Genomic DNA, 15428 nt, shown 5'->3' with positions numbered 1-15428 from the left:
GGCAAGCGAAATGGAGGTGAAGAGAGATCGAACAGAAGCGGATTAGAGAGTTTACCGCTACGGTCTATGTCCTGAATGAAGAACGCAATGCGCTTTTATTCATGCGGAGGCGAAAACCGCCATTTGTCGGGTGCTTTTTCCCGCCAGGTGGGCATTTAGAGCCGAATGAGACGCCGGATGAAGCAGCAGTCAGAGAAGTGTGGGAAGAGACGGGCTATCCAATTCGGCTTGTGTCGGCACAGGAAGACAGTCATGCAGAGTCTGGTGTAGTTCCGTTGGCTTTTCCAATCAAGATTCAGCTTGAGCGTATCGATGATCAGCATGACCATATCGATTACATTTATGTTGGAGAAATCACTTCCGGAGCGCGAACGGAAGCCGAAGAGGAGTGGATTTGGCTGGAGGCCATTCAATTGGACGAAGAGCCGGTGCCGGTTGCGGTTCGAGAAATCGCCAAGCGAGTCTTGCAAGATCAGAAGCTCTAGGGGAATAATAGCTGTAAAAAGGTAATGGAGGCTGCAAATGGACAAGTCAGTCCTGCTCAACTTGATGAACAACTACAGATGGCTGCATGACATGCTGGAACACATGCCGCCGGAACTGCTTGTCCATTGGGAACTATGGCGCTATTATCCTGAAGAACTGGTATGTGAGCAAGGTGAGCATCCTGTTGTCTTCTTCATCGTTATAGAGGGGCGCTTGAAAGTAGAGCACATTCTGGAAGACGGCACGATCCTCATTATTGCCTATCTCGATCCGGGGCAAATGATCAGTGATATCGAGATAGCGTTAATGACGCCGTACGTCTGCCGCATTACCGCCGAGATGCAGTCTTCTACACTTGTGCTGAAGAAGGATATATACCAAAGATGGTTGCTGGCGGATAATCATTTCTTACTGTACTTAACGAAACAATTAGCCGGAAAGCTGCATGAGACGGTGCGCAAATCCATTGACCATGTATCGATGTCCCTCAGGCACAAGCTGCTCCGCTATTTATACGGGCAGGTTGAGCATTTTAACTTTAACCAGCAGGCATCATTTATCATTCCCATCTCTCGCGAAGATATTGCTTCCCAGTGGGGAGTGACGCTGCGCAGTGTGAACCGGGTGCTCAAGGAGCTGAAGGACCGGGAGATCATTTACGTAGATAAAAACCGGATTATCTGCAATGAGTGGAGCCGCTTTTTATTGAAAAAAGAATTAACGGACATGGAAAAATAACATCTAAGGAGTGTTTGTTGTGAGCCAATTGACTTCCATGCAATCAGGATTACCGAAAAGAGGGGTGACCGCCCGTCATATTGTGGCGATGGTGATCAGTGCGCTGATTTTTGGAGCGACCATTTATATTTCCCGGTTTGTCCCTATCAAGTTAGGTACGGTTCAAGTACTGTATCCTGCGGCGATTTTCGCTCCGCTGTTCGGGGTTTGGTTTGGTGTTTGGGGTTCGGCTGGACTTGTGGTCGGCAATATTCTATCTATGGTTGTGGTTGGTATGAATCCGGCCATCTATCCTCTAGCCTTGCTTGCCCAGTTCATTATGGGGTTCGTTCCGGGGATCGCTTTCCGCAAAGTCCGGTTTGAAGGCGCGAAGGATCGTATTGTTTTCATCGTTACCGTAACGCTGGGGATGATTCTGTCCACGGTATTAGTAGCACTGAACCTGGTCCTCATTCAAAAGATTCCTGGCAATGTCGTGTGGGGAACGATTTGGCCTTGGATGCAGGTTAGTAATACGCTCGCTGCAGCCATCTTCAGCCCGCTTCTGTTCGCGTGGATGTCTGACTATATGAATAAATCCGGCTTGTTTTTCAAAAGGTTTCTAGGCTGACGGGGGTTACACTTATGCAATTGTATTATCCATCGAATTCGCTTCTGCACTACTTGCACGGCTTTACGAAAATATTAGTCTTTGGTTTACTCCTTACCTTTATTCCGCTCTTTATGGACCAGCTCGTAAGTCTGACAGGTCTGCTGCTGGTATGTTTGGCATTATTCATTTATATTCGTCCCTCACGATGGCATTGGCTGCTGCTCGTTCCCGTTCTGATCCTGTCATTCACGATGAGTTTGTCTTACTTTCTGTCTGACGCAGGTGGAACGTTATACTTTCAGGCAGATTTGGGCTATTGGAAAATCATTATTTCTTCTGGTAACATCGCAGTTTCGCTAAAATTCATGTGCCGTATGCTGATTTGGTGTTTGCTCTTCTTCCTGATTCTGTTCACGACCTCTAATGAAGATATTGTTATGGGGCTGAAAAAGTTCGGGCTGCCTGAATTCGTGACATTGTCCGTATCCCTTGCGCTGCGTTACTGGAGCCTGATGATCTTCGACGTCAAAACGGTGATGGACGCGCAATACGTGCGGGGCGTTGATTTTCGCTCAGGCAATCTGTATGCCCGTTCTGTCCGGTTCGCAAGTACGCTTGTTCCAGTCCTGTTCGTCTTCTTGAAGCGATTCCGTACGACCAGCTTCGCCCTGACACTCAAGGGGGCGGGGCGGAAGAACAAGCGGACTTACTATTACAATCCCAGGATTACCGGACTCGACAAACGGGTCATTCTGGCGGGGGGACTGCTGTTTATCACCTGGCTAGGACTAAGATGCTTCTTTACTTTATAACAACGGAGGAGAGTCAAGATGATCCGTTTCGATAATTACAGCTGTACGTATTCGTCGGGAAAGCCGATGCTGCATCAATTGAATTTGAATATTACGCCCGGCGAGTTTGTGTTTGTCACTGGGCCAAGCGGCGGCGGGAAGTCGACGCTATGCTTTTCAATCAACGGATTGATTCCGCATGAAACGGAAGGCTCCACTTACCAGGGCAGTGTGACGGTGGACGGAAACCGGGTACAAGATGTCTACCCGAACGATCTTGTCTCTGTAGTCGGGACGGTGCTGCAGGACCCGGAGTGGCAGCTCGTCAGGGGTACGGTGAAGGAAGAACTGACGTTTGCGCTTGAAAATATGGGCTTCCCCGCTGAAGAGATTGACCGGCGGCTGGAAGAAGTTGTGGAGAGAGTGGAAATCCAGTCGCTGCTGCTTCGCTCCACACTGGACTTGTCCGGCGGGCAGAAGCAGCGGGTCGCCATTGCCGCTTGTCTGATGACGAAGCCGAAGGTCATTGTACTGGACGAGCCGACTGCGGAGCTTGATCCACTTGGCAAAGAAATGGTGCTGGAGACAATTCGCCAGCTGCACCAGGAATGGGGGTATACAATCGTCTTTGTTGATCATAATCTCGATGTTTCTATGCCCTATGTCGACCGGGTAATCGTGGTAGCAAAAGGGGAAATCGTAGCGGATGCTCCGCCAAACCGTCTATACGATGAACCGCTTGTCCGGGAATGGCTGCCGATGCCGCAAGTGATTGAACTGGCACGTAAGCTGGGTGTGAAAATAGAAGACGAGCAGCACAGGGACTGTGATCCGTTGTCAGTGAAAGAACTGAGGAAGGCTTTGCACAACAGAGGTATTGTTCGCCCTGAACCTCCCAGGCAGGAGAGTGATCGAATGCCTGAAGGCGGGGTAGCACCTGCTGGTGAAACGCTGCTGGAGTTGAAGAATATCACGTTCCGCTACCGCAAGCAGGAAGATGAGATGACCATCAAGCCGCTGAATCTCAAGATCGGCAGGGGCGAATTCACAGCAGTCATTGGCCGTAACGGTGCGGGCAAATCTACTTTGTGCAAGCTGATTACGGGCCTCTTGAAGCCGCATGGTGGAGAGCTGCTGATTCACGGCAAGCCCTCCAGAGAATACCGGGCTGACCAGCGGGCGCGTCATATCGGCTTTGTTTTTCAAAATCCGGATTATCAGTTTGTTCGGCGTACCGTATATGACGAAGTTGCTTATGGCTTAAGTGTGCAGAAGCTGCCGGCTTCTGAGATTGAGGAACGCGTCATGAAAGTAACAAAACTGCTGCAAATCGATAAGTATTTGGAGGAGCATCCCCATTTCTTAAGCCGGGGAGAGCGGCGCAGAGTAGCGATTGCCTCCATACTGGTGATGCAGCCGGAAGTGATTATTCTGGACGAACCGACGACTGGACTTGATTCCGTACGCTGCCGGGAAATGATGGATTATATTGCCGAGCTCTGGCGCCAAGGCCATACCATTATTATGCTTACGCATGATATGCGGGTTGTAGCAGACTATATTCCGCGTACAATTGTACTGTCACAGGGACAGATTGTGTGGGATGCGCCTACTCGTGAGGTGTTTTCAAAGGGAAAAGAGCTGGAGCGTTATCATATTACGCTTCCGCCAGTGGTTGAGCTGTCGCATATTTGGGGTTGGACACCGACTGCGCTGACCTCTGATGAGCTGGTGGAGACTTTATCCGCCGCGGTTCTGCCAGAGCTGGCTCTTGGCGGAGGTGTAGAATGAACCGGGAATTTCACATCATGATGCTCGGTGTCGGCAACGGATTTGTGAAGTCCACTTATCATAACAATGCATTGCTGGAAGTGGAAGGCCGCCGATTCCTGATTGATTGCGGAGCACTGGCTTGGCACAGCTTGTATGAACTTGGACTCGGCTTTGAGGATATCGATGGCATCTTTATTACACATTTGCATTACGATCATTGCGGAGGGCTGGATGAAGCCGCATTGTACGGAGCCTATGCAGCCGGACGCAAGATGAAGCTCTGGCTACCGGCTCCGCTGCAACACATGTTATGGGAACAGCATTTACGCGGAACTTTGGAGAATACGGCAGAAGGAAAAACGTCCTTAGCAGATTACTTTGATATACAGACCGTCGAAGAAGAGGAGCTTTTTTGGTTAACGGCTAGTAGTGGTGCGGGCGTTGCTGGCGTTGTTGGTGAAGTGAGTGATGGTAGTAGTGCTAGTAGTGCTGGTGATGCTGATGCTGGTGCTGATGCTGGTGCTGATGGTACTGGTGGTGCTAGTGCTACTAATGCTACTAATGGTGCAGGTGCTACTAGTGCTACTAGTGCTACTAGTGCTACTAATGCTACTAATGGTGCAGGTGTTGTTAATAGGGCTGGTAATGCTGATGGCAGCTTTGGTGCTGCAGCAGACCACCCGCTACTGTCTATGTACTGGATTCAAACACATCACGTGCCCTCCAAGTTCAGCTGTTCGCTCGTGATCAATAATCGCTTCTTTTATAGCGCAGATATGGTGGCGGACGCAGACCTGGTGTCCAGACTCCACGAAGAAGGAATTACGGATTTTTACCATGATTGCAGCTTTGATTCCAGTCCCGTCCATGCCAGCTTTCAAGACTTATGCCAATACCCTGAAGCCATTCGCCAACATACCTATTTGATGCATTATGGCGAAGCACCGGGAGTTCTTGGAGAAGAAGCACTGTGCGGAATGAGGCTGCTTAAGCAGCATGAATGGCACTTATGGCGTAGGGGAAGCAAGTTAGAAGAGACGACAAGAGAATGAAACAAGAGAAACAAGAGAAACAAGAGAAACAAGAGAAACAAGAGAAACAAGAGAAACGAGAGATTGAAACAAAAGTCGAGAAGACATGTAGTGGAAGGGGCTCAAGGCTCCCCATGGTGTAAATAAGTGCATTTTTGTATGTTAAATTTTCCAAATATCCCTCTTTAGGGCACTTTTCCAAAAATTAAGCTACAATAATGCTCTTATTTCCTTAAACAACCTAAAAACAAGAAAAATAAGGTACGAAAATGCTCTTATATAGGAATGAAGTGAGTTACGCCAGTTTGAAATGAAGTGAGTTACGCCAAATTCGGAAATGCAGGAGCCACGACAATTTAGGTATGAAGTGAGCTACACCAATTTAGGCATGCAGAGATGATGAGATGAGGGAGGCAGATAGTAAAGGCTCTATTTCCCTGACTAGCAACCATTTTCCTGAAATTATATAGATAACATTAGGAGGAATAGGTGTGAGGATGTTGAATTTTCCGTATATTACAATGCCTTTGCCGGAATGGATTGGACCTGTCGTAGCTAAGGTATTTGCCAAGATGTGTGATGACACGACAGGCCATGATTTTTTGCATGCAGTGCGGGTCATGGAGCTCTCGGCAAGCATCGCGGAAGAACTTCATGCCGATGTAGATATCGCCGCCGCAGCCGGACTGATGCATGATTACTATCGCAAAGAAGAGAAGCTAACCGGGCAGCTGCATTTCGGTCTTGAGGCGATAGCAGAGCTGCGCCGGGAGTTTGGCTCGTTGATTATTCCAGAGATCGGGGAGAAGGCATTCGATAATATTCTGGATGTCATAGCGCTGCATGAGAGCTATAACACTAACGCCGTTCTTTCGCTGGATGCGCAAATCTTGCAGGATGCGGATCGGCTGGAAGCCATAGGGGCAGTCGGGATTGCCCGTACTTTTATGTTCGGAGGTGCACATGGCCTGCCGATGATTGAGGAGGAGCAGAAATCAACCGTGTCTGCATTTGACCCTAACGTTCCTCCCAATGGCTCGGTTCACATTCATTTCTATGAAAAGCTCTTGAAGCTTGCAGATGGTATGCATACGGCGCCCGGAAAAAGGATGGCTGAGCAGCGGCATCAGGTGATGACCGCATTCTTAAAGCAATTCGAGAGCGAACTGGGACTTAGCTCCCCTGTAGTAACTGCCTTGAAGTAAAGCCACATGATTCTAAAAACACAAAAACCCGCGACAGCCCTGATCTTCCAGAGCGCTTCGCGGGTTTTGCGGATACGGGCGGCTGGGATTCTGCCTGACGCAAGCCCTATGTAATGGCTCCGCCTGCTTGTTTAACCTCTCGGCAATCGGGAGTAAATGTTATTTAAGAAACAGTACGTCCGGTCTAATTTCAATGACATCACAGAGGTTGTATTGTTTAAAGCGTTCCAGGCCAGATAGCAACTGCTCCCGATAGTCCAGGATATTCGTCTCAGGCTGTGGCCAAAAGTGCTTCACTATCAAAGTCTTGCTGCTTTTATCCGTTTCCAGTTCGATTCGGCCAATCAGTTGCTGATCGCACAGCACAGGGAGTATATAATAACCGTATTTGCGCTTAGCGGCAGGAACGTAGACCTCCCATGTATATTCGAAGCCGAACAATTCCTGGATCAACTTCCGATCCCACATTAGATTATCCAGCGGAGCGAGAATTCTGGCCGTATTGCCACTAAGCTCATGCTCTGTTGCGGATTCCAATAACTCTATGTTAGTAGCCGAAAGATACAGAGGATGTTTTATGTCTTCGACGGTGATTTCAATAATGCGCCCCTCATGGAGCAATGCTTCGAATGCCCTGTTCCGATCCTGACTTTTAAGTCCGTTAATCCCCAGCCAAGCATCGCTTTGTCTATTCCACAAGATTCCGATGCTATTGATTCTCCGCAAGACAAACCATTTATAGAATTCTTCCTCTGTCGTATAAGGGGTGGGAGCATTGAAATAGGGCTCGGGTATAAATTGATCGGCCAAGCCATAATATCTCCGAGTCCCTTTTTTATGATGAACAACGGCAAGTCCTGCATAGCACATCGCTTCTAGTGCGGCCTTGGCCAGCCTCTGCGGTCCGTAATGCCAATCTACCCTCTCTTCCAGTACAAAATCAGAGGAGCATGCCGTCTCATGTTCCCTTAGATAATCGGTAATGGCGTCAATCGTCTCTTGGTGTTCATGGCACCAGTGCAAATACCTTTCCCTGAATCGTTTAAAAGAAGGCCAATCGCTGACCTCACATATAGACATGTTTTTATCCCATACATCAAACAAAACCCGCTCGGTATACAGATACTGGTCTATATCTCCTTTACGGTATGCAGCGCAGCGGGACTGTAGCGTCAGATCGGGATTGCGGCCTACGACATCAAGCGGATCATATTGAATACAGCCAACTTTACGGATATACTCAGCAACTTGATCTATGCTCTGAAGCGCTGAATCGTCACTTAAATGATGATAGGTAATTAAGTATTTTCTGATATCTGCTTTTGAAAAGGATGACAGTGTAATAATAATCCCTGCTTTCTTCATGAGGAATGATTACAACTCCACTATACCAAACGTCAGTTCTTGTTTACAGTGTGAACTAGAGCAATATCATGCAATCTTTTTGTCATCGCAGTTGATATAGTTATGAAGAATGTTAAAGGAGGAGTTGTAATGCCAGTGCCAGGTGAATTAAGAACAGCATGTTATGACACAGAACTGCAAGTGGAAGCATACCGGTTTCAAGGCGTGATGCACAGCTTCCCCAATCATTTTCATGACCATTATGTATTCGGATATATAGAGAACAGTCCGCGCCGTATGCTGTGCAACAATATAGAGTATAGCATTCAGCCTGGTGATCTCCTGATCTTTAATCCTGGTGATGTTCATTCCTGTGAGGAAGTGGATGGTAAGCCGTTAGATTACCGCAGCATCAATATCAAGCCGGATCGTATGATGAGCATTATGAACGATATTGCGGGCCGTGCGTTTTTACCTTCATTCACACAGAATGTACTTTCCGGCAGCGAGTTAGCGCCAGCTTTGCGAGAATTGCATGAAATGATCCTTAAGGGCGAGCCTGATTTTATAAAAGAGGAATGGTTCTTCTTTTTTATTGTCCAATTGCTGCAAGATTATTCGAATTCGCCGGAGGAGCATGAACAGACTGGAAAGAAGGGGCCTTCTGAATTTGAGGTCGTGTGTGATTATATGGAAGCCAACTATGCGTCTAAAATTACATTGTCGCAATTGAGCGATTTGGCCGGACTCAGCAAGTATCATTTTCTGCGTTCATTTACCCGGCATAAAGGGCTTTCTCCTTACAACTATTTGGAGACGATCCGAATTGGCAATGCCAAGAAGTTATTGGAGCTGGGAGTGGCTCCTGTTGATGCAGCACACCTGACTGGCTTTAGCGATCAAAGTCATCTCACCCATTTTTTCAAACGGATGATAGGATTGACACCCCGGCAGTACATGCGCATCTATCAGCAGGAAACGGTAACAGAAACCCCGGTTTCGGGTGAGCGCCAATGATGAATTCTCGTCACCGGACGGCTGCACATATCGCAACACTGGTCACCATATTGTTTTGGGGAACTACCTTCATTTCGTCCAAGGTACTTTTGAGCGATTTTAGTCCCATGGAGATCTTGTTTACCCGGTTTCTGATTGGTTATGTTGCATTGTGGATCGTTCATCCAAGACTGATTCCGTTTCAGAAGAGAGCGGAGGAACTATTGTTTGCAGCAGCCGGGCTATGCGGTGTGACCTTATACTTCCTCTTGGAAAATATTGCTCTAACCTATACGTATGCCTCCAATGTAGGCGTCATCGTCACCGTAGCTCCTTTTTTTACAGCGGTGGCTGCGCACTTTATCCTGAAGGATGAGAAGTTACATTTCCGTTTTTTTGTAGGGTTCCTGATTGCGATGATTGGGATTGCGCTTATTTCCTGGAGTGGCAGCTCGAAGCTTCAATTAAATCCGCTAGGGGATTTGCTTGCTGTTCTTGCATGCATTAGCTGGGCTTTGTATTCCATTCTTCTGCGCAAGATCAATCAGTTTCAATACCCTTCAATTGGCATGACCCGGAGAGTCTTCTTCTACGGTCTGATTTTTATGCTGCCTGTAACCTTGATTAGCGATTTTCGACTGGATCTGGCTCGGTTTGGGACAGGGTCTCACTTGTGGAATTTTCTGTTCCTTGGTTTGGGTGCTTCAGCCTTGTGTTATGTTAGCTGGAACTGGAGTGTTGGCATTCTGGGAGCGATCAAGACCAGCGTATACTTTTATTTGACCCCTGTAGTTACTGTAATAGCAGCTTATTTGTTGTTGCATGAAAGGATTACAGGTGTTGGTATCGTGGGTATTGCGCTAACCTTGGTAGGTTTAATCGTGTCTGAACAAAGATTCCTTCGTAAGCGCAGGCATGTAACGGATTCTGTCACAGAGCAAGGGAAATTATAGAAAAATGGACACAGCGCTGTATACCAACAGTCAGGCTATTTAAGTGTTCGCTAATACGCATCCTTTCGCGTAGGTGGTCAAAATCTGGTGACACGGAATAACGATACTGGTGAACCCCACTGCAACCTTTTTCTTGCACCCTGCGTCTACCTGCTATACCCGCAAAGAAAGGTGCAGACCTATGAACAAGAAGAAGATTCTCTTATCCGGCATTATTTTGGCAACAGCCTTATCCTTAAACAACAACTCACAATTGCATGCGGAAGCGGCCTCACCAGTGAAGAGCGCAGTGACAACGACAATGACTTCCGAGACTGTGATATTCAAGCAGAATAATCCCGTCTATGTTAACGGCCAAGGGAAGCATCGTCTGAACGCTGCCCCGTTCGTGGTAAAAGGCACATCGATGATCCCGCTTCGGGCCGCAGCCGAATCATTGGGATGCACGGTGAACTGGAATCCGAAGAAGGGAACACTCGAATTATCGGGGCCTAGCCTGGGCACCGTTCAATTTACAAGGTTCTCGGATTATGCAATCAATACCAAGGGAGAACGTGTGAAGCTGCCTGAACAGATCCGTCAGGTAAAAGGGGTATGGTTTGTCCCTGCCAGGTCGTTGTCCACTCTCTTGAATGCTAACTTGACCTGGGATGCCGGGACGCATACCTTGACGATCGCGCGCAAGGAAGCGGTTCAGGAGCCCAAACAATTTAGCTTTTTATTCAATAAAGATACCGAGGGATGGAAAGGCGGGTTCGCGGATCTACCGGTTAATTATGATAAAACCATCTATGAATTGAAATATAACCGTGAGCTTCTACCACTACAAAACAACAAGACAAACTATGGCCTCCAGCTTTCCGGGCATAACCGCAGCGACGATTTGTTTATGTTCCTCTCTCGGGGGATCGGAGGATTTAAGCCGAATACCACTTATGATGTAAAACTTAACTTTGCTATGTATACGGATGCGGCTGGAGGATCAATTGGCATTGGCGGTTCGCCAGCGGAATCGCTCTTCATCAAAGCCGGCATTCTTACGAATGAACCGTTATCAGTCCCAACAGAATCTGCCGGAGGGAAGTATTATCGAATGAATGTAGATACCGGTAGCCAAGGGACGGGCGGCAAGGAGATCAAGGTGATCGGCAATGCCGCGAAGCCGGAATCGGACAAGCCAGGCTATCAGCGAGTCAATTTTTTTTACAACGCCAAGGTGAAGACAAATGCCGAGGGAGTGATGTATGTTCTAATCGGCGCAGACTCTGGTTTTGAAGGCTTAACCACACTGTACTTTGATGATATTCAGGTCAATGCTACATCCCAAAAATAAGCTTAATTAGAGACTTATAAAAAAGGTACCCATAGGCTCAACACATTTCTCTAAAGATTTGTCTGGTCTATGGGCTTTTTTAATAAGACTCATATCTTGGATTTACTCCATATGTTCCTCTTCAAGATAGATGGTCTCAATCTCGTTAAAAGCTGCTTTCAGCCTCTTCACAAGAGAGTTAACACCAAAGATCTCTGTGAATGTGTGACTTCCAACGATGAGATTAATGCCAGCGAATTTCGCGTATTGAACAGAGTACAATGATTTCTCACCCGTGATATACACATCGCATTCCGCTTCTTTGGCTTGCCTGATTAGATCTGTGGAATTTCCAGCGCCAGTGACCACTCCGACTTTCTTTATCGTTGTATTGGAGTTTTTCCATGCCTTCACATCTTCACCTAATGCGGTTGAAATTCTATCCACTAGTTCCTCAAAAGCTATAGGCTCGTTATACTCACCAATACCAATGATTTCGTGGTTGTCCTCATAGTGTGTCTGCTGAGTTATTTTTGATATCCCGATTTCTTGCAAAAGCGAGTTGCAGGTACCAAATTCTGCACAATCCAATGGGAGATGGATATAAAAATGTGAAATCTCATTTTCGATAAGCTCTTTCACACATTGCTCTTTGACTTCGTATAGAAAATCCCAGGCGTCATGGTGTGTAATAATGAACTGAACCTTGTGATCGACTGCTTTGAGAATCACGTCTGGAGTTAAATTCGTTGTAAACCCAACCACAATAATGTCCTGTGATCGTGGATTATTATAGCCATACTCATCATTTTCTTTGAATTGTTCAAGCAAGTTGCCAAAGGTGCTTTTAATGAAATCATTGAAATCAGTTAGATTCATCTTAATTCCCCCCTTGAAGTTGCCTCCGATTCTTATTCGATGGCATGTTTGCATAACCCTTTTATGTAAGTTATTGTTTTTAATTTCTTGTTTTTATCTAGAAAGACGTTTGACAAGATTAACAATTTATAATATAACCATATTAGTTATAACTGTTATGGTTATAGGTGATATTAATATTTAGGAGGCTATTATGAAAATTACAGATCATTTCATACCCGTGTTTACGGATCAACTGGATACAACCGTCGCTTATTATGAATCTCTTGCTAACCAGTCTATGGATCGGAGGTGGGATATTCCTGAGGCAGGCTTATCTCTAGCCACTGTATATCCTTACGTTATCGTATCCGGAAGTCCAGAGGCTTTGGAGCCTGCCAGATCCCTGCGTGCTGTAGTGTACGTGGATTCCATGGACGAATTGAAGAATGAATTAAAGCAGCAAAATACCCTCATCATAAGAGATCAGCACGGTCCTATTGGTCCAAGCATTTTTGTACAGCATCCCGATGGCAGTTTTATTGAATATGTAGAGCCAGCAGCGGTTACTGTTTAACTGACACAAATTTAAATTTAAAAGATAAAAAAAGCTGCTCCATGGATATAGGGAGCAGCTTTATTATGCATTTGCTTTGGTACGTAATTGTTCAACAATCTGAGCTAGGGTAACGGAAGCTAGTTCATGCTCCATTGCCGTCTGCGCATGGGAGAGCTGCGGTACAAGTACCGACTCAATGTTCATTCCTACAGAGCAATTGGGGTCAGGGTCCTTATGAAAATTGAACAGCTGATTTCCTTCCAAGGATTCAACCGCCCGGAAGATATCTAAAAGGGTTAGACTTTCGGGAGTGACCTGAAGGGAGGCTCCTGCAACTCCAGGTTTTGTTTCAATATACCCTGCTTTTTTGAGCTGGGCCATGATCCGTCTAATGACTACGGGATTACTATTAATGCTTCGTGCTATTCGATCACCCGTACTATATAGTGGATCTAACGCAATCATCGAGAGAATATGGACTGCCATCGAAAATCGACTGCTAATTTGTTTCATCTGCTCACCTTCTTTGCTACACAGTATAGTTCCAATCAATGAACTGGTCAATTCAAACGTCAACTTCGATCTTGTATTACAGCAGCTTCTTTCACTATTTGCCTAAAAAAGCATCGTAGTAGTTCAGTTTCTGAGATAATAGGTCGAGATATTTCTGATATTCTGCGATGTGCTGTTGAACGGTCTCTTTTTGCCGAGAAATGATTTCACGTCTTTCCGGAAGAGTGTCGTCCCCAAGAAGGATCAGTTCATTGTAGTGCTTGATCGCTTCAATGGACAAGCCGGAGTCCCGCATGCAGCACAGCATTTGAATCCGCTGTATATCCGTCTCGCTGTAGACGCGTCTGCCATTGTCCATACGGTGAACAGGCGGCAACAGGCCTTCTTTTTCATAATATCGCAGCGTGTGGGAAGCCAAATTGAATTTTTCTGAGACTTCTTTGATGGTATACATGGTTCTCATCCTTCGCACATGAATTACGGCTATTATAACTCTTAAAGTGAACTTCAATACAACTGATAATTTTAGCAAAGTCGCTAATTCCAATTTCCCCCCTTTTCCATTCATGTAGAGAACGGGTATAGTCAAATAAAATAAACCGGGAGCTAAGACGTTGAGTAGGGGGAATTTCAATGAATAGACTTGAGGACGTCTTTACAGATATATTGACCTTTAATGGGATACAAGCGATTGAGATTGTGATGAATGGTGAGGGTTTCTACGCCAGCATGGATTCACATACAATGCTGATTTGCTTGAACGGCCGAGCAGCGGTGGAGTGGGGGAGTGAAGCTTGTTCACTAGCCCCTGGAGAAATCTGCATACTACCCCCAGGGCAAGAGTCAAAGATTATAGCAGATGAACAAGAGCCCTTTAAAGGCTGGCGAATTCAATTTGATACTTATGTGCTGCAGGAACAGAATCTTTTAGCAAAACATAATCTTGTTCGGTATGAGTGGCTGCGCTGTGAGAATCCTCAAATGCTGGCAGGCCTTTGTGACAGATTACACCAGGTACAGCTAGCTGAGCGGCCAAGCCGGTACAGGGGACAGGCTGATTTTTATCAGCTGATGGCTTTGCTACAATCCTCAACAGCCAGGCCTTCTACTGAGGAAACGTTGGCTGAGGCGATTGCACGTGTATCTAACTATATCAGGGAGCATATTGATCAGGAGTTGAATCGAACCGAGCTTGCGCAGTTAGCCGGCCTTAGCCCGGGCTATTTCTCACGAGCCTTTCAGCAGCTAATGGGGCAATCACCGTCAGCATTTGTTATGGATTTGCGCATGGCCAAGGCTAAGGGACTGTTGCTATCGGGGAGCGGGGTTAGGGATACAGCCTCCCGAGTGGGATTTGACGATGAATTTTATTTTAGCCGGCGCTTCAAGCAGCAGACCGGAATGTCTCCCTTGACCTATGTAAATAGCCGGAGGAGAAACATTGCCAGTGTATCCGAACCGATCTTTGGAAGTCTGCTTGCCTTGCAGTTACTGCCTAGAGCTGCTGCATTCTATCCGAATCACAAGCCGGATGCCAGGATGCTTCGCTTGCATTCGGATGAACAGGGTATAGGACAGATGTGGGGAGAAAATGTAGCCATGCTGCAAGATGCGAACCCGGAGCTTATTTTCTGTACCGATTTTTTGGATGCTCAGGCCCATCATGAATTGGCGCAAATCGCCCCGACCGTCACTGTTCCTTGGCTTACTGCGAATTGGCGTGAACAATTGACGCTCATCGCTGAAGCTGCCGACCTAGGACGAGAAGGACAGCAATGGCTGTCAGAGTATGATCGCAAAGCAGAAATTGTCCGGCGCAAGGTACGCGGGAGTCTGGGCAGCGCAACGCTTAATATTTGGCGGATCATGGATAATGAATACCGGGTCTATGGGGGTCGGAATGCAGGTTCGGTGCTCTATGGCGATTTTCAGCTTACGGCTACGCATTCATTAGAGGAAGTTGATGTGTATGAAATTGTGACTCGAAAAGATCTTCCGGCCTATGACGCCGATGCCCTTGTTATTATGGTTGATCCATCCCCCAAGGCAGCACTAGAGTGGCGGACATTGCAGAGAAGCAAGCTGTTGCAAAATCTGACGGCAGCGAAAAATAACAGAATCTTTGATATTGGCACAGAGAAACTTCTGGAGTATTCTGCTTGGTCTCATGACCGGGCTTTATCTTATTTTGCTGAGCTGTTGAGCAGACGCTAATTTCACTTCCAAAGGTAACAAAAATCCAAATTGCATCTCCCCATAATCCATGTTAATGAGAAG

Annotated in this window: 16 protein-coding genes; 12 read left to right on the top strand and 4 right to left on the bottom strand. The window is 46.6% G+C overall.

Features of this window, described 5'->3' with window-relative positions:
• The first annotated feature begins 26 nt into the window (after positions 1-26).
• The 7 genes from ACFRAM_RS25765 (at position 27) to ACFRAM_RS25735 (ending at position 6616) form a co-directional block, all read left to right on the top strand.
• Positions 27-485, top strand: coding sequence for an NUDIX domain-containing protein (locus ACFRAM_RS25765; RefSeq protein ID WP_379469664.1), 459 nt, complete (start codon positions 27-29; stop codon positions 483-485).
• 37 nt (positions 486-522) lie between these two features.
• Positions 523-1224, top strand: a complete 702-nt coding sequence (locus tag ACFRAM_RS25760; protein WP_066364668.1) for a Crp/Fnr family transcriptional regulator — start codon at positions 523-525, stop codon at positions 1222-1224.
• 19 nt (positions 1225-1243) lie between these two features.
• Positions 1244-1834 (top strand): hypothetical protein, encoded by a 591-nt coding sequence (locus tag ACFRAM_RS25755; RefSeq protein WP_066364667.1) that lies wholly within the window; start codon positions 1244-1246, stop codon positions 1832-1834.
• A gap of 14 nt (positions 1835-1848) precedes the next feature.
• The gene (locus ACFRAM_RS25750; RefSeq protein WP_379469487.1) at positions 1849-2628 is read left to right on the top strand and encodes an energy-coupling factor transporter transmembrane component T family protein; all 780 of its coding nucleotides are present in this window, start codon (positions 1849-1851) and stop codon (positions 2626-2628) included.
• 18 nt (positions 2629-2646) lie between these two features.
• Entirely contained in the window at positions 2647-4398 is a 1752-nt protein-coding gene (locus ACFRAM_RS25745) for an ABC transporter ATP-binding protein (protein WP_379469485.1), read from the top strand.
• The gene (locus tag ACFRAM_RS25740; RefSeq protein WP_379469483.1) at positions 4395-5432 is read left to right on the top strand and encodes an MBL fold metallo-hydrolase; all 1038 of its coding nucleotides are present in this window, start codon (positions 4395-4397) and stop codon (positions 5430-5432) included. Before ACFRAM_RS25745 ends, ACFRAM_RS25740 begins: the two co-directional genes overlap by 4 nt.
• A gap of 476 nt (positions 5433-5908) precedes the next feature.
• The gene (locus ACFRAM_RS25735) at positions 5909-6616 is read left to right on the top strand and encodes an HD domain-containing protein (RefSeq protein ID WP_379469662.1); all 708 of its coding nucleotides are present in this window, start codon (positions 5909-5911) and stop codon (positions 6614-6616) included.
• A gap of 159 nt (positions 6617-6775) precedes the next feature.
• Here the strand turns inward: ACFRAM_RS25735 and ACFRAM_RS25730 are convergent, their stop codons facing one another.
• Positions 6776-7981, bottom strand: a complete 1206-nt coding sequence (locus tag ACFRAM_RS25730) for a DNA glycosylase AlkZ-like family protein (protein WP_379469481.1) — start codon at positions 7979-7981, stop codon at positions 6776-6778.
• A gap of 135 nt (positions 7982-8116) precedes the next feature.
• Here ACFRAM_RS25730 and ACFRAM_RS25725 point away from each other — a divergent pair, with 135 nt between their 5' ends.
• The 3 genes from ACFRAM_RS25725 (at position 8117) to ACFRAM_RS25715 (ending at position 11242) form a co-directional block, all read left to right on the top strand.
• Positions 8117-8977: an AraC family transcriptional regulator gene (locus ACFRAM_RS25725; protein ID WP_379469660.1), complete on the top strand. Its 861-nt coding sequence runs from the start codon at positions 8117-8119 to the stop codon at positions 8975-8977.
• Positions 8977-9909, top strand: coding sequence for a DMT family transporter (locus ACFRAM_RS25720; RefSeq protein ID WP_379469658.1), 933 nt, complete (start codon positions 8977-8979; stop codon positions 9907-9909). Before ACFRAM_RS25725 ends, ACFRAM_RS25720 begins: the two co-directional genes overlap by 1 nt.
• Before the next feature lie 181 nt (positions 9910-10090).
• Positions 10091-11242: a stalk domain-containing protein gene (locus tag ACFRAM_RS25715; RefSeq protein ID WP_379469479.1), complete on the top strand. Its 1152-nt coding sequence runs from the start codon at positions 10091-10093 to the stop codon at positions 11240-11242.
• Between the two features lie 102 nt (positions 11243-11344).
• Here ACFRAM_RS25715 and ACFRAM_RS25710 read toward each other — a convergent pair whose 3' ends face one another.
• A complete protein-coding gene (locus ACFRAM_RS25710; RefSeq protein ID WP_379469477.1) occupies positions 11345-12100 on the bottom strand; it encodes a Nif3-like dinuclear metal center hexameric protein in 756 nt (251 codons plus the stop codon).
• 193 nt (positions 12101-12293) lie between these two features.
• Between ACFRAM_RS25710 and ACFRAM_RS25705 the strand changes: the two genes are divergently transcribed.
• On the top strand, positions 12294-12656 hold the full coding sequence (locus ACFRAM_RS25705) for a VOC family protein (RefSeq protein ID WP_379469475.1): 363 nt from the start codon (positions 12294-12296) through the stop codon (positions 12654-12656).
• A 63-nt stretch (positions 12657-12719) separates the two neighbouring features.
• Here ACFRAM_RS25705 and ACFRAM_RS25700 read toward each other — a convergent pair whose 3' ends face one another.
• Both ACFRAM_RS25700 and ACFRAM_RS25695 read right to left on the bottom strand, forming a co-directional pair.
• Positions 12720-13151: an Rrf2 family transcriptional regulator gene (locus tag ACFRAM_RS25700; protein ID WP_066364652.1), complete on the bottom strand. Its 432-nt coding sequence runs from the start codon at positions 13149-13151 to the stop codon at positions 12720-12722.
• Between the two features lie 94 nt (positions 13152-13245).
• A complete protein-coding gene (locus tag ACFRAM_RS25695) occupies positions 13246-13605 on the bottom strand; it encodes a MerR family transcriptional regulator (RefSeq protein WP_379469473.1) in 360 nt (119 codons plus the stop codon).
• Positions 13606-13784: 179 nt separating this feature from the next.
• Between ACFRAM_RS25695 and ACFRAM_RS25690 the strand changes: the two genes are divergently transcribed.
• Positions 13785-15365 carry a helix-turn-helix domain-containing protein gene (locus ACFRAM_RS25690; protein WP_379469471.1) on the top strand — a complete coding sequence of 527 codons (1581 nt, stop codon included), beginning with the start codon at positions 13785-13787 and terminating at the stop codon, positions 15363-15365.
• The last annotated feature ends 63 nt before the right edge of the window (positions 15366-15428 follow it).

The sequence above is a fragment of the Paenibacillus sp. NPDC056722 genome (assembly GCF_042790635.1).
Taxonomy (GTDB): Bacteria; Bacillota; Bacilli; order Paenibacillales; family Paenibacillaceae; genus Paenibacillus_AQ; species Paenibacillus_AQ agri.
This window is presented reverse-complemented; position numbering and strand designations above follow the sequence as displayed.

Excerpts from the sequence above, each read along its gene's own strand:
- ACFRAM_RS25760 (WP_066364668.1), top strand. The coding sequence starts at position 523 with ATGGACAAGTCAGTCCTGCTCAACTTGATGAACAACTACAGATGGCTG.
- ACFRAM_RS25750 (WP_379469487.1), top strand. The coding sequence starts at position 1,849 with ATGCAATTGTATTATCCATCGAATTCGCTTCTGCACTACTTGCACGGC.
- ACFRAM_RS25745 (WP_379469485.1), top strand. The coding sequence starts at position 2,647 with ATGATCCGTTTCGATAATTACAGCTGTACGTATTCGTCGGGAAAGCCG.
- ACFRAM_RS25740 (WP_379469483.1), top strand. The coding sequence starts at position 4,395 with ATGAACCGGGAATTTCACATCATGATGCTCGGTGTCGGCAACGGATTT.
- ACFRAM_RS25735 (WP_379469662.1), top strand. The coding sequence starts at position 5,909 with ATGTTGAATTTTCCGTATATTACAATGCCTTTGCCGGAATGGATTGGA.
- ACFRAM_RS25730 (WP_379469481.1), bottom strand. The coding sequence starts at position 7,981 with ATGAAGAAAGCAGGGATTATTATTACACTGTCATCCTTTTCAAAAGCA.
- ACFRAM_RS25720 (WP_379469658.1), top strand. The coding sequence starts at position 8,977 with ATGAATTCTCGTCACCGGACGGCTGCACATATCGCAACACTGGTCACC.
- ACFRAM_RS25715 (WP_379469479.1), top strand. The coding sequence starts at position 10,091 with ATGAACAAGAAGAAGATTCTCTTATCCGGCATTATTTTGGCAACAGCC.
- ACFRAM_RS25710 (WP_379469477.1), bottom strand. The coding sequence starts at position 12,100 with ATGAATCTAACTGATTTCAATGATTTCATTAAAAGCACCTTTGGCAAC.
- ACFRAM_RS25705 (WP_379469475.1), top strand. The coding sequence starts at position 12,294 with ATGAAAATTACAGATCATTTCATACCCGTGTTTACGGATCAACTGGAT.
- ACFRAM_RS25700 (WP_066364652.1), bottom strand. The coding sequence starts at position 13,151 with ATGAAACAAATTAGCAGTCGATTTTCGATGGCAGTCCATATTCTCTCG.
- ACFRAM_RS25695 (WP_379469473.1), bottom strand. The coding sequence starts at position 13,605 with ATGTATACCATCAAAGAAGTCTCAGAAAAATTCAATTTGGCTTCCCAC.
- ACFRAM_RS25690 (WP_379469471.1), top strand. The coding sequence starts at position 13,785 with ATGAATAGACTTGAGGACGTCTTTACAGATATATTGACCTTTAATGGG.